This window comes from Carnobacterium sp. GW821-FHT04C06 (assembly GCF_059420345.1).
Map to the genome: position 1 here is coordinate 561,182 of NZ_JBWKTN010000001.1, position 22,862 is coordinate 584,043.

Annotated in this window: 28 protein-coding genes; 5 read left to right on the forward strand and 23 right to left on the reverse strand. The window is 34.3% G+C overall.

Annotation, left to right across the window (positions count from 1 at the left end):
- Window positions 1-22: 22 nt before the first annotated feature.
- The 12 genes from efp to AC07SW_RS02755 all read right to left on the reverse strand — a co-directional run bounded on the left by efp (window position 23) and on the right by AC07SW_RS02755 (window position 7,983).
- The gene (gene efp / locus AC07SW_RS02700) at window positions 23-580 is read right to left on the reverse strand and encodes an elongation factor P (RefSeq protein ID WP_034568854.1); all 558 of its coding nucleotides are present in this window, start codon (window positions 578-580) and stop codon (window positions 23-25) included.
- 88 nt (window positions 581-668) lie between these two features.
- The gene (locus tag AC07SW_RS02705; protein ID WP_135024139.1) at window positions 669-1,736 is read right to left on the reverse strand and encodes a M24 family metallopeptidase; all 1,068 of its coding nucleotides are present in this window, start codon (window positions 1,734-1,736) and stop codon (window positions 669-671) included.
- 153 nt (window positions 1,737-1,889) lie between these two features.
- Entirely contained in the window at window positions 1,890-2,225 is a 336-nt protein-coding gene (gene comGG / locus AC07SW_RS02710; protein WP_034568850.1) for a competence type IV pilus minor pilin ComGG, read from the reverse strand.
- A complete protein-coding gene (gene comGF / locus AC07SW_RS02715) occupies window positions 2,222-2,659 on the reverse strand; it encodes a competence type IV pilus minor pilin ComGF (RefSeq protein WP_167736736.1) in 438 nt (145 codons plus the stop codon). The genes comGG and comGF overlap by 4 nt, the downstream gene beginning before the upstream one ends.
- Window positions 2,652-2,960: a hypothetical protein gene (locus AC07SW_RS02720; protein WP_135024145.1), complete on the reverse strand. Its 309-nt coding sequence runs from the start codon at window positions 2,958-2,960 to the stop codon at window positions 2,652-2,654. The genes comGF and AC07SW_RS02720 overlap by 8 nt, the downstream gene beginning before the upstream one ends.
- Window positions 2,953-3,450 (reverse strand): competence type IV pilus minor pilin ComGD, encoded by a 498-nt coding sequence (gene comGD, locus AC07SW_RS02725; RefSeq protein ID WP_119908270.1) that lies wholly within the window; start codon window positions 3,448-3,450, stop codon window positions 2,953-2,955. The genes AC07SW_RS02720 and comGD overlap by 8 nt, the downstream gene beginning before the upstream one ends.
- Window positions 3,395-3,712: a competence type IV pilus major pilin ComGC gene (gene comGC / locus AC07SW_RS02730; RefSeq protein WP_034568844.1), complete on the reverse strand. Its 318-nt coding sequence runs from the start codon at window positions 3,710-3,712 to the stop codon at window positions 3,395-3,397. Before comGC ends, comGD begins: the two co-directional genes overlap by 56 nt.
- Window positions 3,709-4,779, reverse strand: coding sequence for a competence type IV pilus assembly protein ComGB (gene comGB / locus AC07SW_RS02735; protein WP_167554739.1), 1,071 nt, complete (start codon window positions 4,777-4,779; stop codon window positions 3,709-3,711). The genes comGC and comGB overlap by 4 nt, the downstream gene beginning before the upstream one ends.
- A complete protein-coding gene (gene comGA, locus AC07SW_RS02740) occupies window positions 4,733-5,803 on the reverse strand; it encodes a competence type IV pilus ATPase ComGA (protein ID WP_463684361.1) in 1,071 nt (356 codons plus the stop codon). Before comGA ends, comGB begins: the two co-directional genes overlap by 47 nt.
- A 234-nt stretch (window positions 5,804-6,037) precedes the next feature.
- Window positions 6,038-6,484, reverse strand: coding sequence for a universal stress protein (locus AC07SW_RS02745; RefSeq protein ID WP_034568840.1), 447 nt, complete (start codon window positions 6,482-6,484; stop codon window positions 6,038-6,040).
- A 229-nt stretch (window positions 6,485-6,713) separates the two neighbouring features.
- Window positions 6,714-7,148 carry a GNAT family N-acetyltransferase gene (locus AC07SW_RS02750; RefSeq protein ID WP_494632188.1) on the reverse strand — a complete coding sequence of 145 codons (435 nt, stop codon included), beginning with the start codon at window positions 7,146-7,148 and terminating at the stop codon, window positions 6,714-6,716.
- A 19-nt stretch (window positions 7,149-7,167) separates the two neighbouring features.
- Window positions 7,168-7,983, reverse strand: a complete 816-nt coding sequence (locus tag AC07SW_RS02755; RefSeq protein WP_034568839.1) for a LysR family transcriptional regulator — start codon at window positions 7,981-7,983, stop codon at window positions 7,168-7,170.
- 116 nt (window positions 7,984-8,099) lie between these two features.
- Between AC07SW_RS02755 and AC07SW_RS02760 the strand changes: the two genes are divergently transcribed.
- Window positions 8,100-9,092, forward strand: coding sequence for a YeiH family protein (locus AC07SW_RS02760; protein ID WP_494632189.1), 993 nt, complete (start codon window positions 8,100-8,102; stop codon window positions 9,090-9,092).
- A gap of 178 nt (window positions 9,093-9,270) precedes the next feature.
- A complete protein-coding gene (locus AC07SW_RS02765) occupies window positions 9,271-10,116 on the forward strand; it encodes a YitT family protein (RefSeq protein WP_034568835.1) in 846 nt (281 codons plus the stop codon).
- A 28-nt stretch (window positions 10,117-10,144) separates the two neighbouring features.
- Here AC07SW_RS02765 and AC07SW_RS02770 read toward each other — a convergent pair whose 3' ends face one another.
- The 4 genes from AC07SW_RS02770 to AC07SW_RS02785 all read right to left on the reverse strand — a co-directional run bounded on the left by AC07SW_RS02770 (window position 10,145) and on the right by AC07SW_RS02785 (window position 12,388).
- Window positions 10,145-10,870 (reverse strand): YebC/PmpR family DNA-binding transcriptional regulator, encoded by a 726-nt coding sequence (locus AC07SW_RS02770; RefSeq protein ID WP_034568833.1) that lies wholly within the window; start codon window positions 10,868-10,870, stop codon window positions 10,145-10,147.
- 76 nt (window positions 10,871-10,946) lie between these two features.
- A complete protein-coding gene (locus tag AC07SW_RS02775; RefSeq protein WP_494632191.1) occupies window positions 10,947-11,471 on the reverse strand; it encodes a dihydrofolate reductase family protein in 525 nt (174 codons plus the stop codon).
- Between the two features lie 12 nt (window positions 11,472-11,483).
- Window positions 11,484-11,993 carry a VanZ family protein gene (locus AC07SW_RS02780; protein ID WP_034568829.1) on the reverse strand — a complete coding sequence of 170 codons (510 nt, stop codon included), beginning with the start codon at window positions 11,991-11,993 and terminating at the stop codon, window positions 11,484-11,486.
- 92 nt (window positions 11,994-12,085) lie between these two features.
- A complete protein-coding gene (locus tag AC07SW_RS02785; protein ID WP_135018739.1) occupies window positions 12,086-12,388 on the reverse strand; it encodes a DUF7649 domain-containing protein in 303 nt (100 codons plus the stop codon).
- 183 nt (window positions 12,389-12,571) lie between these two features.
- Between AC07SW_RS02785 and AC07SW_RS02790 the strand changes: the two genes are divergently transcribed.
- Together AC07SW_RS02790 and AC07SW_RS02795 are read left to right on the forward strand one after the other, a co-directional pair.
- Window positions 12,572-14,377 (forward strand): M3 family oligoendopeptidase, encoded by a 1,806-nt coding sequence (locus AC07SW_RS02790; RefSeq protein WP_494632192.1) that lies wholly within the window; start codon window positions 12,572-12,574, stop codon window positions 14,375-14,377.
- A 93-nt stretch (window positions 14,378-14,470) separates the two neighbouring features.
- Window positions 14,471-15,028 (forward strand): nucleotidyltransferase family protein, encoded by a 558-nt coding sequence (locus tag AC07SW_RS02795; protein ID WP_494632194.1) that lies wholly within the window; start codon window positions 14,471-14,473, stop codon window positions 15,026-15,028.
- A gap of 12 nt (window positions 15,029-15,040) precedes the next feature.
- Here the strand turns inward: AC07SW_RS02795 and AC07SW_RS02800 are convergent, their stop codons facing one another.
- The 4 genes from AC07SW_RS02800 to AC07SW_RS02815 all read right to left on the reverse strand — a co-directional run bounded on the left by AC07SW_RS02800 (window position 15,041) and on the right by AC07SW_RS02815 (window position 18,691).
- Window positions 15,041-15,751, reverse strand: a complete 711-nt coding sequence (locus AC07SW_RS02800; protein ID WP_311907900.1) for a WecB/TagA/CpsF family glycosyltransferase — start codon at window positions 15,749-15,751, stop codon at window positions 15,041-15,043.
- A gap of 19 nt (window positions 15,752-15,770) precedes the next feature.
- Complete coding sequence (locus AC07SW_RS02805; RefSeq protein WP_034568821.1) at window positions 15,771-16,457, reverse strand: Crp/Fnr family transcriptional regulator; 687 nt, start codon at window positions 16,455-16,457, stop codon at window positions 15,771-15,773.
- A 200-nt stretch (window positions 16,458-16,657) separates the two neighbouring features.
- Window positions 16,658-17,965, reverse strand: a complete 1,308-nt coding sequence (locus tag AC07SW_RS02810) for a C40 family peptidase (RefSeq protein WP_494632195.1) — start codon at window positions 17,963-17,965, stop codon at window positions 16,658-16,660.
- 159 nt (window positions 17,966-18,124) lie between these two features.
- The gene (locus AC07SW_RS02815) at window positions 18,125-18,691 is read right to left on the reverse strand and encodes a DNA-3-methyladenine glycosylase I (RefSeq protein WP_135018744.1); all 567 of its coding nucleotides are present in this window, start codon (window positions 18,689-18,691) and stop codon (window positions 18,125-18,127) included.
- Between the two features lie 182 nt (window positions 18,692-18,873).
- Between AC07SW_RS02815 and trhO the strand changes: the two genes are divergently transcribed.
- The gene (gene trhO / locus AC07SW_RS02820) at window positions 18,874-19,839 is read left to right on the forward strand and encodes an oxygen-dependent tRNA uridine(34) hydroxylase TrhO (RefSeq protein WP_119908282.1); all 966 of its coding nucleotides are present in this window, start codon (window positions 18,874-18,876) and stop codon (window positions 19,837-19,839) included.
- Between the two features lie 45 nt (window positions 19,840-19,884).
- On the opposite strand, the gene AC07SW_RS02825 is transcribed toward trhO, so the two are convergent.
- From AC07SW_RS02825 to AC07SW_RS02835, 3 genes are read right to left on the reverse strand one after another with little or no spacing between them, the layout of a single operon-like run.
- Complete coding sequence (locus tag AC07SW_RS02825; protein ID WP_119908283.1) at window positions 19,885-20,688, reverse strand: ABC transporter ATP-binding protein; 804 nt, start codon at window positions 20,686-20,688, stop codon at window positions 19,885-19,887.
- Window positions 20,685-21,584 carry an ABC transporter permease gene (locus AC07SW_RS02830; protein ID WP_034568811.1) on the reverse strand — a complete coding sequence of 300 codons (900 nt, stop codon included), beginning with the start codon at window positions 21,582-21,584 and terminating at the stop codon, window positions 20,685-20,687. The genes AC07SW_RS02825 and AC07SW_RS02830 overlap by 4 nt, the downstream gene beginning before the upstream one ends.
- 42 nt (window positions 21,585-21,626) lie before the next feature.
- A complete protein-coding gene (locus tag AC07SW_RS02835; RefSeq protein ID WP_494632198.1) occupies window positions 21,627-22,598 on the reverse strand; it encodes an ABC transporter substrate binding protein in 972 nt (323 codons plus the stop codon).
- Between the last annotated feature and the right edge of the window lie 264 nt (window positions 22,599-22,862).

Genomic DNA, 22,862 nt, shown 5'->3' on the forward strand with positions numbered 1-22,862 from the left:
AGATTGATCTAATTTTTTCGTATTAAGCTCTTGATACATATGAATTGTCTTGTGTGTTAACGATTAAAACATCGTCTACATTAACAAAGAAAGGAACGTTGATCATGACACCTGTTTCCATTTTAGCAGGTTTTGTTCCCCCTGAAGATGTATCACCGCGGATACCAGGATCTGTTTCTGCTACACGAAGCTCTACAGTATTTGGCAACTCAACACCTAATGTTTCAGCACCATACATGATGATTTGAACTTCCATATTTTCTTTCAGATATTTCAATTCTTCTTCAATTTGCGCTTCTTGTAATTCTAATTGATCGTAAGTTTCGCTGTCCATAAAGACATGAGCGCCACCACTTTCATATAAATATTGCATTTTACGGTTATCGATTTGTGCTTTTGCTACTTTTTCTCCCGCACGGAAAGTTTTTTCTTGAGCAGCGCCTGTTCTAAGATTTTTAAGTTTTGAACGGACAAAAGCCGCTCCTTTACCTGGTTTAACATGTTGGAATTCTACAACACGCCAAATTCCGCCATCAAATTCAATTGTCAAGCCTGTTTTAAAATCATTTACTGAAATCATTTAATTTCCTCCTAGAGCTTCTCTATTCTATTTATTTAGTGTAGCATTTTTTTCTCATTCTTACTATTGAATTGTTATTTCAATCTGATTATAAAATGATTAGTTCTTTTGGTGAATGAACAATTACTTCGTTGCCTGTTGACGTAATCACTAAATCATCTTCAATTCGAACGCCACCGATTCCTGGCAAATAAATACCAGGCTCATTCGTAATCACGTTACCTGGCACAAATGCTTTGTCTGCAAGTTGGGAAACATTCGGCCCTTCGTGAATCTCTAATCCAATCCCATGTCCTGTTGAATGACCGAAAGCTTCACCATATCCAAAGCTCTTAATATGATCTCTTGCTACAGCATCTAGTTCTTTTCCTGTCATACCTGGTTTTGCTACTTCAAGCACTTTTAACTGAGCTTCAAGTGTAATTTGATAGATTTCTTTTAATTTTTCAGTTGGTTCACCAACAGCAATCGTTCTTGTCATGTCAGAAACATAACCTTCATAATAACAACCAAAATCTAAGGTTACAAAATCTCCTTTTTCAATCAGTTTTGAACTCGCAACCCCGTGAGGCATCGCTGAACGTAGACCACTGGCAACAATCGTTTCAAAAGAAACGCCGCTAGCTCCTAAACTGCGCATGTGAAAATCAAGTAAGTTCGCAACTTCGATTTCACTCATTCCTGGCTTGATAACGCCTAAGATATAGTTAAAAGCCGCATCTGAAATAGAACATGCTTTTTTAATGGTTTCAATCTCAACGGTTTCTTTTACTTCTCTAAGACTTTCAATCAATCCTGAAACGGGTACTAAATCTGTTTCAACGGGAATGATCTCTTCAAGTAACTCAAAAGTTGAAAATGTAATAAAATCCTGTTCAAATCCCATTGCTTCAATCTTATTTTCTTCAACTAATTTAACAACTTCATCAAAAATTGGACCTTGATTTTGAATTATTTTAAATCCTACTGCTTGTTTGGCAACTTGCTCTGTATAACGAAAATCCGTTATAAAGTAGGCTTCATCTAATGTAATAACACTTAAACCCGTTGTTCCTGTAAAGTTAGAGACATAACGTAAATTATAAGGGCTTGTTACTAATAGCGCATCTAAGCCTCTTTGTTTCATACCCTTACGTAATTTTTCAATTCGATTCATTGACGTTCCCTCCCAAATCTTTTTTATTTAAATGGTACTCTTTCGTCCCATACAAATTTATACAATTCATTTTATTATATCGTGAAACCCGTCTGATTACAACGAATATTCTACTTATTCTAGTCATTTACAGCAATAAAAAAGAGCAACCATTTAATTGGGTTGCTCTTTTTCTGAAAATTGAATATTTTCTTTTTCTTGATAGCTATTTTTCAATGTAGTTTGTACAGCAAATTGATAGGCATCTTGTTTTACTATCTCTACTTCTCCAGACTGAAATACAAATTTCCCCTTTGTCCAATTTTCATGACTTTCTTCTTTTAACTTTTTTTTAGTTAAAGAAATCATCGTTTTAGCTTGATAGTGATCTTTCGTCACCTGTAATTGTTCGAATTGATTTTGATAGATTTTCAAAGTTCCTAGTAATAATAAAGTAAGAAGGATTAGAAAAACTAATGCTGTTGGGAGTAAGGCACCTTTTTGATTCATTGTTTCAGCTCCTCTTTAAAACAAGCTGGAAGTTGATTTCGATACCTTTCTTGATTTTCAAATTGAACTTCAAGAACAATTGAATTGGCTTTTTTTTGAAATGTCAGACTTTCAACTTTTACTAAAAGTGGTTGATGCCCGCCTTTACTCGTTCTTTTGCGAACCATCTTCTGATAATTTTCATAGTAGCTAATCCTACCTTTGGCATTTTCAGTTTGAATGTTATCTTGCGTTACTTTAATTACGATTTGATTTTGCCATTCTTTTTCTAATTGATTTAAAAACAAATGCCATTCCAATTGCCGATCTTGAAAAGTTTGCCTTCTAATCAATTGAAATTGGCTCACACTGATTGAAAGAAGAGAGATACTTAAAACTAAGATAAAAAGGGCGCAAAGCGTTTCAATTAACGTAAAGCCCTTTTGATTAGTCAAAATTTGTGTGAAGTAGCACTTCTTCTTTAGAAAAGTGAGTCGCTTTATCAACAACTTTAATCCCTCCTAATCCTTTATTTTCCAATAGCTTAATCTCCCATTCATGGCTGCCGGATTTCCAAACACCTGTTTCTGACATCTGTTGAGTTTGCTCATATAAAATTCTACTAGCTTCTACTTCTAGTTTTTGTTCTTGAATATGGTTTAAGAAGCCAATTACAATTGGCAAATAAATCAAAACGCCAATCGTAATCAATAAAAATGTGATTAATCCTTCAACTAACAAATAGCCCTCATTCATTCTCCAATACTTCAAAAAAATAACGCCCACTTCCAATTTGAAATTTAAATTGATATTGTTTTTTGCTACTATTAAAATAAATTGTACTAAAACTAGACACATTCCCAGTTCCTGAATTAAAGTAAAAAACCTTATCTGTTGGTATCGTCAGCTTTTCAGGTAAAAAAAGTACTTTATTTAAACGATGTGCTGGTTGCCCCTCCATTTCACACTTAATCTTCCCAGCTTTTAAAACAGTAATTTTCGTTCGCTCATTAGAAAGTAACGCTACGGTTTGCATACTTGTCAATTTACTTTGAAATTCTTCAAAAAATAGATTGCGTTTTACTTCTTCTATAACTGACTTAGCGATAAGTGTCGGCATCAATAACACTATACTTGAGACAATTAAAACAAGTACGGTTTCTAATAAAGTGAACCCCTGATTGCTTTTTTTAAGGTGGTCCACTAACAGCTGTCCCATTAATTTTAATCCCTTTATCTTTGGCATTTTTCACCTGCTTATTTTTCAAATAGCCTGCTTTTTCTAACATTTCAAAAGTAACGGATTCCACATTTCCTTTTTCTAATTGATACAGTTCAATTTGCGTTTCAACAACGGTCACGAGTGCATCTGTTCCTTGATGATCAATTTTTTCTTTTTGTTTTGTCACATTAGGTATTACGAGAATGAGCAACACCGAAATCACAAATAAAACCAGAATCATTTCCACTAAAGTAAATCCGTTGTTGTTTAATAGTTTTTTCTTCATCCAATTCCCTCCATCATTGTAAACATTGGTAAAAGTAGTGCTAGGTAAACACATAAAATGAAAAAAGCGACAATTATAAAAATCAGTGGTTGAATCCAATTTAACCCTTTTTCTAATTTTTCAAGAAGTTCTTTTTGACAATCTTGTCCATAAATAGCCAGTTCCGCTCCCAATTTACTCGTTGTTTCGCCATGAAAGACGATAAAGCTTATTTCTTGGTTAAAAAAAGCAAACTGCTTGAAAATTTCATTAAATTTTTTCCCTTGTGATAATTCCTCTTCCATTATCACCGCTAATTCTTGCATTAAAGGCAGTGTTTCTTTCTGCTTCATTAACTGAATGATTTCTTGCATTGAACAGCCACTTTTAAATAAATGGCTCCATTCAATACTAAAATAGGCAGTATAGTAATGTTTAACCATCTTACTAAAAAAAGGCACATAAGTGAAAAAGGTCGTTTTTTTTATTGCAGATAATTGAGCGAGCCGTCTATTTAATACAAACCAAATCAAGCTACCTCCTAAAACAAAATAAATAAAAATCGAGGGAAAATGCAGAATCAAACCAATTGAAAACCGACTAATAAAAGAAACTTCTTGCGTATTTTGCTGTTGAAATAATTGTTCAAAATGCGGCAGTAATAAAATTCTCATTGCTAAAACAATTCCTATCATCAACCCCATTAATAACAAAGGGTAACTAAGAATTTTCTTTAATTTTTTTTGTTGTGTTATTTTTTCTTCTATAGTCTTTCCTGTTGTCAATAAGGTTCGACCAAACGCACCATGAACTTGTGCTAAATAAAGTTGAGTTGTAATTTGTTGATTAAAATTTTTTTCTTTTAAAAGTTGATGAAATTCATGTCCTTCTCCTAGTCCCGTTATGATACGTTGAATCAACGCTTTTTCTTTTGGCATAATCATTTTTAAAAATACTAAGGCTTCTTTAAGAGTAAATCCCTCTTCTATTAATAATCCCGTTTTTATTAAGAAATAGGCTTTTCTTTTTTCAGTAAATTTTTTATCTAATTTGAAATTGCTGATAGCTTTCTTTTGTAATATATCCATACGCATAAGCCTTTCTTAACACTTCATTAAATCCATTAGTTTGTTTTCGATTAAAAATTTCTTCTTGAAGCTCTTGTAGTCTTTTTTCTAATAGTTGATAAGATAAAATTTCGTATAATGTTGCTTTTTTATGATCATGAGGAAAATGGGTACAAAAAAAATGACAATTCCCCTTACATAATGAACATTTTTTCGCAATCAATCGTTGGCTTACAACCGCCAATAGTACTTGTTGCAACTGCAACAAGCTAACACCTAATTCTAACATTCTTAAAAGAACCCCTTCTGTATCTTTTGCATGAATGCTGGCTAAAATTAAATGCCCAGTTAACGCGCCACGCAGAACATTTTTAGCGGTTTGACTATCTCTAATTTCTCCCACAATCAAAATATCCGGATGATGCCTTAAGCTTGCTTTTAAAATTACTTCATAGGTAATACCGGCTTCTTCATTAAGCTGAGTTTGAAGAAATTCTGGTTGTTCTATTTCCACAGGATCTTCTATCGTAATAACTTGACTTTGCTTTTTATCGACTTGTTCTTTGACTAGTTGATACATTGTCGTCGTTTTTCCTGAACTTACCGGACCTGAAAATAAAATTAAACCACTTTTGGCTGATACTAATTGCTGTAGTTCTCCAATCGCTTTTGGGAAAAAGGTTGTTTCTTCTAATTTGCAGTCTTGTTTACTCAGTAATAGACGAATCACCATTGACTCTTGATAATTAAAGTTTGTGATCGTTGAAAAACGTAATGATTTTTGTAGTTCTCCTATTTCAAGTTCAGCTGCACCACTTTGTGGTTTGCGTTTTTCACTGACCTCCATATTGGCTAAAAATTTAAAATACGCTATCAAACGGGAGCCTAACTCTAAAGTTACTTTTTGCCATTCAATTAGTTCGTTGCTTGTTCTAAAGTAAATACGATAATGGTTCCTTGTCGGCAAGATATGGATATCACTTGCGCCTCTTTTTGCTAAATTTTTAATCAAATGTTTTGCAAATTCTTCAATCGATTCACTCATTATTCCCTCCTTTCCTACTCATTAATAGTATTCGCAAATTTGTCATGCTTCATTTTTTTTAATAAAAATAGAGACAACGATATGTATTTGACAGCTTCGGGAACGAATGAAACAAAATTGATTATGTATGCCACCTATTAAGAAAATAGGTGGTCTTTTTAATAAAAAAAACCTCTACGACAACGTAGAGGGGAAGACATTTGATTGGTATAAACTAGTACACATTTTCCTACCTTATTTACGTACCACTAGCACATCACATAACGCATGGGTTACTACATAACTTGATACCGAACCCACTAGAACAAGCTCAACTGCATTTTTACCTGTAGCACCTACAATAATTAAGTCAATATTTTCTTTTTCAGGGATATGGGTGGCAATTAATTTTTTTGGACTTCCAATTTTAAATATACTCCGAACATGGTTCAGCTCTTTTTTTGCTTTACTTGATAAATCAGATAAATTCTCTTCAATTTTTTGTTCTTCAATATTTAATACATAAGCAAATTCTTTGAGATTTTGAGTGATATTGTTTAACCCCTTATTGTCATCTAAGACTTGCACAATAACTAACTCTGCATTATTTCGTTTAGCAACTTCTACCGCTTTATAAAACGCATGCTTCGATTGCTCCGATCCGTCCACCGCTACTAAGATACGTCGATATTCATTTTCCATTTTCTTCGCCTCCCCTTTCCTTTATTATAGCGTTTACAGTTTTAAATGTACAAAAAAAACCCTCTAGTTGTTAGGAGGCTGCTGAAAAAGTAGAATAATTTAAGCTATCTAAAAATAAAGTTTTTTAGATAGCCTTTTTATAAATGGTCTTTTTTTTTGGGATTTTCTAAATCCATGAATACTCTGGTTTTTTCTTTCTTCATTCAACATCCTTTTCCGCTTTTATAGTTTAAAATAGCTTTAAAATATTTTTCTGTTCTTTTCGAATTTGATAACCTGATTTTTCATAAAAACAATGAGCTTTGTGACGTTCAACACCAGAATGCAGAATCACTCCATCCATTCCCTGCTCTTTGCTCCAGTCCTCCACGCGTTGTAACAACTGACTGCCAATTCCTTTTGAACGGCTATTTTCATCTACTACTAAAGCGATTAAATACGTTAGCGGTTCAAATAACAAAGAATCTAATACTAGCCACTGGGCAAAACCTAAAATTTCTCCATTACTCGCTTCGGCTACTATAATGGTTGTACCGTTGACTTTATCTTTTTTGATTTTAGTTAGTCGCCTTGCCGTTTCTTCCACAGTCATTGGGTAGCCTAACTGATTTAACAATCGATTGATTGATTGCTCATCTTGTTGTTGCATTTCACGTATTTCCATTGATTCCCCTCCTAAATTTTTATTTATTTAATGCGTTAAAAAATGCCTCTACTACTTGTTGAAGGACTTTATTTTGTTGTTTGGGTTTGATTAAATACAGCTCCCTTTCTAACGGTTCTTTGAGGGATTCAAAGGGAATATTTCCTACTGCTTGCTTAGATATGAGTGTTTTCCCAATGCCTTTTTCTAATAATTTTATGATCATTTCGTTGCTTTCAATAATCATTTTTTGTTGTGGCTGAATATTGTATGTGTCGAAATAATCCATCGTAAAATGATGGATGCCAGATCCTTTTTCTCTAACGAGCCACAAGGTCTCCTCTTTTTTACCAGCTACTACTAATTCATCTTTTAGAAAAGGAACTCGCTCTAATTCCGTTGTGGTAAGAGCGGCTTCAATAAAACCAAAATCCCACATTCGTGTTTCAACTTTTTTTAAAACATCCTCTGAATTGCTTAGATAGACTTCAAAATCAACTAATGGAAATTGTTCTTGAATATCCTTTAAAATCGCTGGCAAATAATGAACAGCAATCGTATGAGAAGCGCCAATTTTACACGTCGTTCGTAAAATACCTTTTAAAGACTGGACTTCGTGAATCGAATCTTCCCACAGTTCCAGCATTTCCTTACATTGAATATAAAATAATTTGCCACTTTCAGTTGGGCTCATTTCTGTTCGACCATTGCGAACAAAGAGCGGCGCTCCAACTATCTCTTCTAGTTTGTGAATTTGAGTGGAAACAGTAGGTTGGGAAATAAACAGCTTCTCAGCTGCAACGGTAAAATTTAGTTCTTCATAAACAACTTTATAGGTCTCTAAAAATTTGAACATGTTTTTTTAACCCTTTCCATAAAAAAAAGTAATTGAAATCATTTAAAATAACTATTTCCATAATAATACCATATCCCGTATACTTTAGTCATTAGATTAAAGGAGCTGTATAGTAAATGAATACAATCAAATCTTATTTTCCTGGGCTATTGTTAGCCAGTTGCGTTGCTTTAATCAGTAAAGGAATTGCTCTTATTTTCCCTAGCTTAGGGGCTGCAACATTTGCGATTTTAATTGGTATTTTTTTAGGGAATACTTTTTTTAAAGGTTCAATTTATGCAAATGGTACAAAATTTTCAGAAAGTAATTTGTTAGCTTATTCCATCGTGCTACTTGGCGGCACGATTACCTTTCAAACAATTTCATTATTAGGTGGACATGGTCTTTTATTTATTATGCTTCAAATGACTGGAACGATTTTTGCAGCGATCTATTTAGGGAGGAAACTCGCTTTTTCACAAAACATTCGACTATTAATGGCTAGTGGAAATGCAGTATGTGGCTCATCCGCAATCGCTTCTACTGCTCCTGTCATTGATGCTAACGAAGAAGATCGAGGCCTGACAATTACTATTGTGAATTTAATGGGAACTGTTTTAATGTTAATTTTGCCATTAATCAGTCTCTTCTTGTATCAGCAAGATACCTTAAAAAGCTCAGCTTTAATTGGCGGTGTGTTGCAATCTGTTGGACAAGTAGTTGCTAGTGGCAGCATGGTTAATCCTGAAATTTTAGCAATGGCAACGATTTTTAAAATTGTTCGGATTTTATTTTTAGTTGTCGTTGTTTACGCTTTTGGACGCTACAAACAAAAAACAACTACAATGATTCAAAAGCAATCCTCAAAAAAAATGGTGAAGATTCCTTGGTATGTAATTGGTTTTTTTATAGTTTGCTTCTTTCGCAGTATTGGTTTTATCCCTGAATTTGCAAGCTCTTTGATGCATAGCATCAGTAGTTGGTTTGAAATTATTGCCCTTGCAGGAATTGGCTTACGCTTAAATTTTAGTCATTTATTAAAACAAGGCAACCGCTTGATTGTCTATGGTTTGACTCTTGGAACGGTACAAGTTTTGCTTGCTATGGCGCTGATTTTACTTCTGTTTTAAGCAATCGTCCCCTTGCCTATTAAACTGTTTTATGCTATATTTTCACTAATTGATGTTACGTAAAACGACACTTAAGAGTGAGAAATATTCGTGTTTCACTATAAGGCTCCAGTGATTTGAACGCAATCACTTGGTGTCTTCTTTTTTGGGAATCACGTCAATTGGGAGAGGAGAAAAAATGACAAAAAAACAGATTTTAAATTTAGTAAAGATTATAGTAGGAGCTTTTATTTTTTCTCTTGCTGTAAATGTTTTTGCTTTGCCAAATAAACTTGGTGAAGGTGGAGTAACAGGTTTAACGATGGTTCTTTATTATTTATTTGCTTGGGCACCAGCCTTAACAAACCTGTTATTTAATAGTGTTTTACTAGTAATTGGTTATAAATATTTGGATAAAAGTACTGTTTATTTAACCATTTTAGCAGTCGCTATTTTTTCATTCTTTTTACGAGTGACAGAAAGCTGGCATTTTTTGACCGATCAAACGATTATTGCAGCCATCACTGCAGGAACTTTGATGGGGACAGGAATGGGCTTGATTATGTTAGGTGGCGGCACTACTGCTGGAAGTGCTATTTTAGCGAAGCTAGCGAATAAGTACTTAGGTTGGAATACAAGCTATGCCTTGTTATTTTTCGACTTGATTGTTGTGGTTCCATCGGCTTTTGTTATTGGACTTCAAAATATGTTATTTACAATCGTTTCGCTATACGTATCTACAAAAGTCCTGGACTTCTTATTGGAAGGCTTTAATCCTAAAAAATCTATTACCATTATCTCAGATCAACATGATTTAATTGCTCGAGATATTGAAAAAGAATTAGAACGCGGCATCACTGTTTTTCATGGTCATGGCTATTATTTCAAACAAAATAAAGATATTTTATATACGGTTGTTAGCCGTCAACAATTATTACAAGTCACTAAGATTGTCAATAAGTATGACCCAAAAGCCTTTTTCATCATTAATGATGTTCAAAGTGTCGAAGGGGAAGGTTTTACGAAACAAATTACGAGTGAATAAAAAAAGATCCTCTTAAGAGGATCTTTTTTTACATTTCAGCATTATGAAAGACTTCTGAAACATCATCGTCATCTTCCAATTTATCTAACATTGTTTGAAACAACTCAGCTTTATCTGCAGGTAATGCTGCGGTTGTTTGAGGAACCATCGTGATTTCAGCTTGAGCAAGTTTGTATCCCTCTGCTTCAAGTGCATCCCGTACGGTTGTAAAATCAGTTGGATCTGTATAAATTTCGAAAACCTCTTCACTCGTCTCCAACTCTTCACCACCTGCTTCTAAAACGCTCAGCAACATTGTATCTTCGTCCACATCTAAGCCTGCTCGTTCAATCGCTAGATAGCCTTTACGATCAAACATATACCCCACAGATCCGGTTTCACCAATTGAACCACCATTTTTATTAAAGGCTACTCGAACATTGGTTGCAGTTCGGTTGCGATTATCTGTTAAAGTATGAACTAAAACCGCAATTCCATTTGGACCATATCCTTCATAAGTGATTTCATCATAGTGCTCGCCTTCGCCTGTTTGACTTCCCTTTGTGATCGCTCTTTTTACATTGTCATTTGGCATATTCGCAGCTTTAGCTTTATCAATCATCATACGCAATTGCGGGTTGATACCAGGGTCAGGTCCACCACTTTTAACGGCCATATAAATTTCTCTTGATATTTTCTGGAAAATTTTACCACGTTTAGCATCTTGTGCATTTTTACGTCCTTGGATGTTGCTCCATTTTGAATGTCCTGACATTCCTGTTCCCTCATTTCATCGTATAATGTACTTCTCTTCTATTTTATCAACTAAATCTTTTTTAACAACTCTCATTTTATTCAGCTACATAATGCATTTGGACAAGATCTTTGTATTGTCTTAGCTCACTTAATTTAAAACGTTTTTCTAAATAATTGCCAGAAAATAAGGGAACGCCTTCTCCGATTAAAACCGGTGCAATGGAAAGAATCAGTTCATCAACTAAATCTTTTTCTAAAAATTGAGCGATTAAATTTCCGCCACCAATTAAAAAGATATCTTTCCCTTCTTTTTCTTTTAAGTTTTCAACTAAATGTACAATATCACCATCAACAAAAGTAACTTGTGGATGCCCTTCTTTTGGTGCGTGGCTGGTTACAACGTAATTTTCATAGTCATCATATGGAAAGGGTACATCAAATCCTAAGACTTCGTCATAAGTAGTTCGCCCCATAATGGTTGTATCTACTTGCTTCATAAAAGCATAGTACCCATTATCGCCATCATTTTCAGTTTGATACAACCAGTTCAAATCGCCATTCTTTTTAGCAATTTTCCCATCAAGAGAAGCTGCAATATATAAAATTACCGAACGTTTCATTCGTTTTCCTCCTTATTTGCGTTTTCTATTTTTTCTCAAGCGAACAAAAAGATAGACAATTAAAATACCGGTTAAAGCCCCCACACTATCTAAAATAACATCTTGAAATAGAGGCGTTCGTTCTGCTGTAAAGCTCTGGTGAAATTCATCAAATGCAGCATACCCTGCTGCTAACAGCCAAGAAATTAAAAATGCCAATTCAGTTGAACGCATCTTGTCTTTTAAACCTAAAAACCAAAAGAGGCCAAGTAAAAAATACGTGCCAAAATGTGCACCTTTTCGAATAAAAAATTCGACAAAATGTGAATAACCTTTCGTAGCAATACTAACTTCACTTCCTGCGTAATTAAAATGAACCGTACTCAAAAGATCTTTTAATGGCTCATTTTTCAATAACGTTTCTAGCATTGGTGCTACTGTTTGCTTACTATAAGGTTGTGATGAACTATAAAAGAGAATCCCCATAATTAAAATAGCCAAAAGAATAAAAAGATTTTCTTTTGAGGATGTTTTTTTCTTCATTTGATTTCCTCCAATTTCAATATCTGCTCTATCAGTTTACTATTTTTCACAAAAAAAAGCACCCTTCTCCCTTAAGAAAAGAGTGATTCTAATTAAATTCTACGATTCGCTTGTTGACGTAACTCGTCTAATCCAAATACAAGCAGCCAGATTAATGCAACAATTAACATGAGTGCAAATGCTCCTGAAATAAAGGCTCCATAAACTAACGCACCTACGCCTGTATACCAAGCAATTTTCCCCAACTGACTATTTTGAGTTCTCTTTGCTAACGTCATTACAATAAAACTTCCGATAATAACTAGTAATAATAGCGGTCTTGTTACAATACTTGAAAGCATTGACAATGCTAACACACCTTCAATTAATAAAAATAGTTTAAAATTATGACTCATGTCTCTTCCTCTTTTCCATTTAAGTGATACTCTTAGTTTAGCTGTTCCCCATCAGCTAAACGACCGACAAAAGCCGGAACTTCTTCTGCAACTTAAGGCTGATTTTAGATGATAAAGTTTATTTTCATATTTTGAAAAAGTGAGTTATAATAGATTTATTAGAATTTAGAAAGGATGTCATGAATGACTTATCATATTAATTGGGATTTAGATTCAATTTTCCCCGGAGGAAGCACCTCTGCCGCATTGCAAGAAAAGATTACACTATTACACACTCAGCTAGAGGAACTAACAACCCAGGTACAAGCTTGGGAATTTAACCAAGATCAGACAAATACTTCTCAATTCTCAGCTATTTTAGCTTTAGAAGAAAAAATTTCAATGGGGCTAACTCAGGCTTTTAGTTTTATTGAAGCCGTTCAATCCGCCGATGTCTCTGATAAAAATGCAGGCACTGTTACAGGTCAATTATTAGAGTTAAATAGCCAATTTCAAACGATCCATACAATTTTAGTCAAAAAATTAGTTCTTATTTCTGAGGATAAATGGCAAGAATTACTCCAAATCCCTTCATTTAAAGCTATCGCTTTTAGTCTAAATGAAACAAGAGAAGACGGAAAAGAATTATTAAGCGAAGCCGAAGAAGCTTTAATCAACGCTTTAAGTATCGATGGTTTCCAAGGTTGGAGCGACCATTACGACAGTTTAGTTGCAACGATTGAAATTCCTTTTGAAGAAAAAGATGGTTCGGTTTCTCTTCTTTCTGCTGGACAGGCATTCAATAAAATGAGTGATGATCCTGATAGCGCTGTTCGGAAACAATTATTTAAAAAATGGGAAGACGCCTGGACAAAAAAAGCGCCATTATTTGCAGATACTTTAAATCATTTAGCTGGTTTTCGATTAGCCAACTACAAAGCTCACCATACAACAGACTTTTTAAAGAAACCTTTGCGTTATAATCGAATGAAAAAAGAAACTTTAGATGCGATGTGGCAAGCAGTAAGTGATCATAAAAAACCATTTGTTGACTATCTGAATCAAAAAGCAAAACTTTTTGGAAAAACACAATTATCATGGGAAGACATTGATGCGCCAGTCATTATTGGCTCAAACAAACCACAGGTTTATCCTTTTGATCAAGGTGCTGATTTCATCGTTGCCAACTTTAGAAAATTCAGTACAAAAATGGCTGATTTTGCACAATACGCCTTCGACCATTCTTGGATTGAAGCAGAAGATCGTAGTGGAAAACGCCCTGGCGGTTACTGTACAGGTTTCCCTGAAAGTAAAGAATCACGAATTTTTATGACGTATTCAGAATCTCCAAGTGATGTCTCAACGTTGGCTCATGAGCTAGGTCATGCCTTCCATTCTGACGTGATGAAAGACTTGCCAATCCTCAACCAAGATTATGCGATGAACGTTGCTGAAACAGCCAGTACATTTGCTGAAATGATCGTTGCAGATGCTACTGTCAAAGAAGCTACAACAACTGAGGAAAAAATCATGCTCTTAGATACAAAAATTTCAAGTAGCATCGCGATGTTTTTAAATATTCATGCTCGCTTTATTTTTGAATCTAATTTTTACAAGGAGCGCCAAGCTGGAATCGTCTCTGAAGAGCGTATTTCTGAATTGATGGAAGAAGCTCAAAAAGAAGCTTTCCAAAATTCCTTAAGTCAGTACCATCCGCATTTTTGGGCTAGCAAGTTGCACTTCTTTATTTCAGATGTGCCATTCTACAACTTCCCTTATACCTTTGGCTATTTATTCAGTTTAGGAATCTACGCTCGGTCGTTAGAAGAAGGAGCCGATTTTGAAGATAAGTATATCGCCTTATTAAAAGATACTGCTTCAATGACAACAGAAGAGCTAGCGATGAAACACCTTGACGTCGATTTAACAAAGTCTGATTTTTGGGTTGCGGGAATCAAACTAATGGAAGCAGATGTACAAGAATTTATTGAGTTAACCAATAATCTTTAATCACTTTCTTTATACAAAATACCTCTATTTTTTCAATAGGGGTATTTTCTATAACATAAGGCGATTGACATTCAATTGAAGTGAGGTTTTCGTATGAAAAATCAACAAGATTTAATGAACTGTATTTCAAATAATCCTGAGTTAATGACTATTCTAACAATTGTCGAAGAATTGCATTTGCCACAAGCTTGCCTTTGTGCTGGAACAATTCGAAGTACCATCTGGAATCATTTATCAACTAAAAAAAATTACTTATCCAATGATCTTGATATCATTTTTTTTGATCCAAACGTATCCTATGAATCCGCTCTTCTAATTCAAGATCAGCTTCAACAAAAGTATCTTTTTTATCAATGGGAACTGAGAAACCAGTATGATATGCACCAACACAATCCTAATACCGCTCCCTATTTGTCTGTCGAAGATGCGATTAGTAAATTTCCAGAAACCTGTACAGCTATCGGAATTCGAACACAAAAAGGAGAACTTGAACTGATTGCGCCTTATGGTGTTTCTGATTTAATTCATTTTAAAGTAGTACCTACACCATATTATCAAACAGATCCTGAAAGAATGGCGATTTTCAAACAACGATTGCGACAAAAAGATTGGAAGAAAACCTGGCCCAATTTAACACTTTACTTGAATTGATGATTTAGCTCTTTATTGACTTAATGACTTTACTCTTGCTTTTAGCGTATGAACTAATAAAAACGCATTTCCAAAGAGACTATGGACAAGTAGTTTTCTTATTTTTTTACTTAGTCGTCGGATTGGTTTTGTCTTAATTTCATCTGCTAGTACATCAAAATTAGCACCTACTCCCATTGCGAAAGGAATTCCCAATTGCCCTAAGTATTCGTCAATCCAATATTCTTTTTTGGGACTGGAAAACGCTACAAATAAAATATCTGATCGTGATTTTTGAATTTCTTTAACAACCTTTAAAGTATCTTTCTTTGAAAAATAACCATTATGATAACCAGAGATGTCAAGTGTCGGATAAGTGATTCTCACATAATTTACTACGTCTTCAAGAACTTCATTACTTGATCCAAGAAAATAAGGACGATAACCTTGCTCCTCACACTTTTTTAACAGCTCAATAAACAATAGTTTTGTTGATACTCGCTGTTTAAGTGGTCTCTTTAGTAATTTACTAGCATGTAAAATGGTTGAACTATCTGTAGTAATTAAAGGGGATTTGTTCACGATTAATCTAAGTGATAGATCTTTTTGCATTGAATTGATTTTACTCGGATAGATCACAATGTGTTGACTAGGTTTTTTTCTTTTGATAATTCCTTCAATTTTCATTATTGAATCCATTAATCCTACATCATCTACATAACAATTTAAAAATTTCACCCTCATTAGTAAGCCCTCCTTTTTGTTATTCTTTAGAGATTGAAAAATAGCCCTCAATTTTTTTCCGATTTAAAATATAGGGTTTACTAGTAGATAATAAAAACTCCTTTGCAACAAATTCTTTAAAAATTTTTGTGATTGTATTCACGTTGCAATTGCAGTAATTTGCTACAATACGAGTAGTCATTTCTTTAGGAAGATAGTAGTAATCTTGGTCTTCAACTCCAAAATTAATCGCTATTTTTTCCATTACTTTTAAAATTCGTTTTTTTAGAGGTAGACCTAATAAATTTCGATGTGAAATTAAACTATTTAAGGTACTATGCATATAGTTAATATGGAAAATTGCTCCTTCTTGAATTGAAAAAAGAATAGCCAATAACTCTTCTTTTTTTATTTTCACTAATACAGCAGAAGTTAAGCTCATTACACCTAAAGAAGATTTTTCACCTATGAATAAATCATACAAACCGATTACAGACGATTCTCCAATTAAATCAACAATTTGATTGCCTTTCTTTAAAACAAATATTCCTTCTTTAATAAAATAAAAAGAATCATGAATCGTATTTTCTTCAATTAATGTTTTTTTACTTGCAACTTTAATTACTTCCGATTTTATCTTAACAGTATGATTATCTAATATTAAATCGACTAATTTTTCATTACCAAATAGATTTTTTATCGTATTTTTTCCATATAGACTATCCATTTCTACCTCCATACATAAGTGCCAAATGAACACTATTAACTATTACATTTATTATATAGTTAGAAACCGATAAAAAGTTAAATCAAAAATCTAATAACTAGACTTTTTACCAACTAAGTAATGAATTTTCTGTCGCATTTATATTTTGTAGACAAAAAAAAGCTATCAATTTAAAATTGATAGCTTTTCAAAAATTATTTTTAATAGCGGCCATAGCCTACAATAAATTTATCCCAGTAATAAGCGTAGTTCGCATAAGCAACACCTGATGAAGATTGTGAGCCGATAAATGTTGAACCACCTGCATAAATTCCTACGTGATCAATCTCTCCACCTGATTGTGAGAAGAAGACTAGATCACCTGGTTGTGGGTTAGATACTTTTGTTGAAGCAGCATATTGTGCTGAAGCAACACGTGGAATTGAAATTCCTGCTCTTGCAAATACATATTGTGTAAATCCTGAGCAGTCAAAACCATTTGTTGTTGTTCCGCCCCAAGAATAAGGAATTCCTTGTAAAGGATTGGCAATTGCTTGTAAGTTGCTCCATGAAGCACCGCCACCAGATGGTGGTGTTGGGGGATCTACTGGTTTAATCGGTTTTTCTGGTGTTACTGGTTTAGTTGGTTGCTCTGGTACCGGCGTTGGAGCTGCTGGTGTTGGATTACTTGGAGCTACTGGATTGTTTGTTGCTGGAGTCGGTACAGAAGAAGGTGCATCTTGACTCGAATTTTTATTACTACTTGAATCAGCTGTTTCTTTAGTCGTTGCAGATGCTAATTGAACAGCTTTCGCTGATTCATCTTTCGCTGCAGTAAAGGCAGCGACTTGTTTTTCAGCTTCTGCTTTTTGAGCTAAGAATTTAGCTTTGTCGCCTTCAGCTGTTGCAGTATCTGCTGCTAATTGAGCAACTACTACTTCTTTTTCCATTTTTTGTTTTTCTAGCTTGCTTTGTGTTGATTCAAGTTGTCCAGCCAATGTATTTTGTTGATTGACTTTCTTTTGTGTTTCATCTTTCTTTGTTTTCACTGCTTCTTTATCAGCTACTTGTTGTTGAACTAAACCGCGGTTAGCAGAAACCATTTTGCCAACAACATCGATTCGGCCAATTACATCAGAAAGAGATTCTGCACTAATGATAAATTCTAAGTAATTTTGACTGTCGCCAGTTACTTGAACAGAACGAGCTTGTTCTTTTAATTGATCATTTCGTTGATCAATTTTAGCTGTTAATGTTGTAATGTCTTCATCTAATTGTTTCATTTCAGAATTCGCTGCTTGGATTTCTTTTAATAATCCTTTTGCTTTTGCTTCGTTATTAGAAATTGAAGATTCAACTGTTTCTAAATCTGATTGAACACTTGTCGATTTAGATTTTAATGAGTTGATTTTGCTATCTTGTTCTTGAATTTGAGTTTCGACAGAATCTGCATGGGAAACAATAGGTAAAATCATTGAGCTAAATGTGATTGTTCCTAAGATGGCAATATTCATTAATTTCTTGTTCACGATTTCATTCCTCCAAAGTATCATTCATTGTTTAAATTTTAAAGTTTTCCTTAACGTCTACTTAGTATAGCATACTTCACTTTCAAATTAGATATCTATTAGATTACAATAAAATTTCATTTACCTCGTTATTTATCACATTCTTAAGAATTCTATTACTTATTTGTCATAATTGACTGCCATTCTATAGGAACAATTCATTGTGTGATCATTTATCAATCCTGCTGCTTGCATAAATGCGTAGCACGTAACGGGGCCTATAAAAGAAAATCCTCTCTTTTTAAGATCTTTGGCTAGCTGATTAGACAATTCCGTTTGCGCTGGAACTTCTGCAATGGTTTCAAATTGATTATCAATCGTTTGATAATCAACAAAAGACCATAAATAACGATCAAAGCTTCCCCACTCTTTTTGAACCTTGATAAAAGCCTGTGCATTTTTAATAATTGATTTTATTTTTAAACGATTACGAATAATTCCAGCATTATTCATTAATTCTTCTACTTTTTCATCTGAATAACTAGCTATTTTATGATAATCAAACTGATCTAACGCTTCACGATAATTTTCACGTTTTACTAAAATCGTTGACCAACTCAAACCTGCCTGCATCGTTTCTAAAATTAAGAGCTCAAATAAACTGTCTTCCGAATGATGGGGGTTTCCCCACTCTTCATCATGATACCTAATATCTAACTCTTTTTTTGCCCAAGCACATCTTTCCATTTCCCCAACCTCCCTATTTTCTTTATTGCTTTCATTATAAATGACAATCACTAACTTGCAAGCATCTCATTATGTGATTTTAAACACAAACATAATTGCTAGCTAATCGTTTTAATTCATGTTAAAGTATAGTGTCAATCTATCTTATTTAGTTGATGGGAGAAAATTTAGGAGGATTTACTATGTCAAAAGATTATCGTGTTTTACTTTATTACCAATATGTTGCGATTGAAGATGGTGCAGAATTTGCAAAAGAACACCTTCAGTTTTGTAAAGAATTAGGGCTTAAAGGCCGTATTTTAGTTGCCGATGAAGGAATCAACGGAACGGTTTCTGGCACAGTAGAAGAAACACAGCGTTACATAGATGCGATGCACGCTGATCCACGTTTCGCTGAAACTGTTTTTAAAATTGATCCTGAAAATCATGATGCTTTCAAAAAAATGTTTGTTCGCTACCGTCCTGAGTTAGTTTCTTTAAACTTAGAAGATGATATTGATCCACTTAAATTAACAGGTGCCTACTTAAGTCCTAAAGAGTTTAGAGAAGCTATTTTAGATGATGATGTCGTTGTCATTGATGCCCGTAATGATTATGAATATGATTTGGGTCACTTTAGAGGAGCTGTTCGCCCTGAAATCCGTAGTTTCCGCGAATTGCCTCAGTGGATTCGTGATAACAAAGAACAATTTATGGAAAAACGTGTCGTTACTTATTGTACTGGTGGGATTCGCTGTGAGAAATTTTCCGGCTGGCTAGTCCGTGAAGGTTTTAAAGACGTTGGTCAATTACATGGTGGAATTGCTACTTATGGAAAAGATCCAGAAGTACAAGGCGATTTATGGGATGGTCAAATGTATGTCTTTGATGAACGAATTAGCGTTCCTATTAACCGTAAGGAACATGTTATCGTTGGGAAAGATTGGTTTGATGGAACGCCGTGTGAGCGCTACGTAAACTGCGCAGACCCTAAATGTAACCGTCAAATCTTGACTTCACCAGAAAATGAAGCGAAATATTTGCGTGGCTGTAGCCATGAATGTCGTGTTTCGCCTGAGAATCGTTATGTGAAAGAACAGCACTTAAGCATTGAAGAAGTCGAAGCTCGTTTAGCTGAAATTGGCGAAAAACTCCCTTCAAATGTTTAATAAAAAAAGGCTTTGTTGACGTAAACGTCAACGAAGCCTTTTTCCTTATCCTAAAACCAAAGAATCTTCACTCATTACTTGACCACTATTTTTTTGGAATAAGGTCAATAAATCGGGAACGGTTAATTCTTGCTTTTGCGAACCTTTAATATCTACCACAATTTGTCCATTATATAACATAATTAAACGATTGCCGTAACGAATCGCATCTTCCATATTATGGGTAATCATTAGAGCTGTTAGTTTTTTTTCTTCAATTACTTTTTCTGTTAATTCTAAAACAGATTGGCTAGTTTTTGGATCGAGAGCTGCCGTATGCTCATCTAATAAAAGTAATTTGGGTGTTACTAAAGTCGCCATTAATAATGTAACGGCTTGACGTTGACCACCTGAAAGCAATCCCACTTCCATTTTCAATCGATTTTCTAATCCTAAATTAAGTTGTTGTAGTTGTTCCTTAAAAAAAGCTCGTTGCGCTCCCTTTACGCCTTTTGATAGACCTCTGCTTTTCCCTCTTTTATAAGCAACTGCCAAGTTTTCTTCAATTGATAATCGCGTTGCGGTGCCCATACGTGGATCTTGAAATACTCGTCCAATATAAGTTGCTCGTTTCGCTGTTTTTTGATTGGTAACGTCAATACCATCCACTAGGATTTCTCCTTCATCAACAGAAAAGCTACCAGCAATACTGTTTAATAAAGTTGATTTACCAGCACCGTTTCCGCCAATAATCGTAACAAATTCACCAGTTTCTAAGGTTAAATCAATGCCTTTTAACACATGATGTTCATTGATTGTTCCTACTTCAAAACTTTTATGAATGCCTTTTAATTCTAAAATAGTACTCATGCTAATTTGCCTCCTTTCTTCTTGCCTTTTTTGATTCCTTTTAATTTACCACGCAACAATGGTGTTGAAAGTGCAATGGCTAAAATAAGTGCTGAAAATAGCTTTAAATCAGTTGGTGCTACACCTAATTGTAAAACAATATCAATAATCAAACGATAAACGATTGCTCCAATGACGATTGTCATCAGACGTTTTACAAAAGTTAAATGACTGAAAATAACTTCTCCAATAATAATCGAAGCTAGTCCAATCACAATCGTGCCAATTCCCATACTAATATCTGCATACCCATTATTTTGTGCTAATAATGCACCTGAAAGAGCAATCAAACCATTACATAACATATATCCTATAATTTTCATTAAATCAGTATTAATCCCATTGGCTTCACTCATTTCCTCGTTATCTCCTGTTGAATGAATAGCTAAACCTATTTCTGTACTAAAAAAGAAATACAATACCACTATAACAATAGCAACTGCGATGCCTCCGACAATTAAAACCGCTGTTTGATTGGTCATTCCCAGTAATGCCAAACTTCTCATAATTGTTTTTTGACCTAGCAATGAAATATTCGCTTGTCCCATGATTCTTAGGTTAATCGAATACAACGCCGTCATTGTTAAAATACCCGTTAGTAATGCTGGGATTTTCAACTTAGTATGCAACAAACCTGAAACCAAACCTGCTCCCATGCCACCTAGTAGCGCCATTAAAGTGGCAATAATAGGGCTAGTTCCAGCCACAATTTGACTTGCACAAATAGCCGCGCCTAGTGGAAAACTTCCCTCAGCTGTTAAATCAGCGATATCTAAAATACGATACGTTAGGTAAACTCCAATTGCCATAATTGACCATAAAAGACCTTGCGAAACACTTGACATGATAATATCCATTTAACTTATCTTCCTTCCTGTATAAGAACGTTTCATGATTCGTTATTTTTTGATTTTAATACTTGTAGGATCAATTTCTAGTGCTTTTGCCATTTTTTGATTCACAACTAGTTCCAAGTTTTTAGAGGTTTCAATGGACAACTCTGCTGGTTTTGCTTCACCTTTTAAAATTTTAACAGCTAATTTTCCTGTTTGACGTCCTAATTTTTCATAATTGATTCCATAAGTTGCTAAACCACCCTCTTCAACCATATCTGTTGAACCTGCAATCACGGGAATTTTAGCTGCTTCTGCGATTTCACCAACTGTTGACATTGTTTTTGCTAAGGTATTATCTGTTGGAATGTAGATTCCATCTACTTGTTTTGCTAGTGACGTCATCACTTGTTGAACATCATTAGTTGAAGAAACCGTTACTTCTTTTACTTTAACACCTGATTTTTCAAGCGCTTTTTTCGCTAATTTTGATTGAATTTCTGAATTTTTTTCACTTGCATTGTAAATAATTCCTACTGTTTTAGCTTCCGGTACGATGGATAATAATAAATCTGTTTGTTCATCAATTGGCACCATATCGCTTGTTCCAGTAACATTTCCGCCTGGTTTTTCATTGCTTGTTACTAACCCTGCTGAAACGGCATCTGTCACGGCTGTAAATAAAACTGGGAGGGTTGTGGTTTCATTGACAACTGATTGTGCTGCAGGTGTTGCAATGGCTAGAATGACATCATTTTTATTTTTTACTAAGCGTTCACTCATACTTTTCAAATTCGATTGATCCCCTTGAGCATTTTGGTAATCTAAGGTCATATTTTTTCCCTCTTCATATCCAGCATCTTTCAATTCTGCAACAAAACCTTTGCGTGCTTGATCCAATGAATTGTGTTCCATATATTGTAAAACGCCAACTTTAACTTCCTTTTTGTTCTCACTTTTTGAATTTCCGCCAGTACATCCCGCTAATAACCCTAGCGCTACTAATCCTGTTAAACTTGCAATTGCTATTTTTTTCATCTTTTTTTCCTCCAATTTTTTATTATTTAATAATTAAGAATTTTCAAACTATTATAGTTCCTTTAACGCTACTCCTATCTGTTTAATTTGTTTTGAAGACACAAAAACACCTCTTTAGATTTTGATAAGTAAAATCTAAAGAGGTGTCCCTGATTCCCTATTGAGGAAAAATAAACGATAAAGCCACTCTAGATCATTACTCATCTATGTGGCGAATTTTGTGTAAATCAAAATGCTCTAGCCATATAGATACAAACATTACGG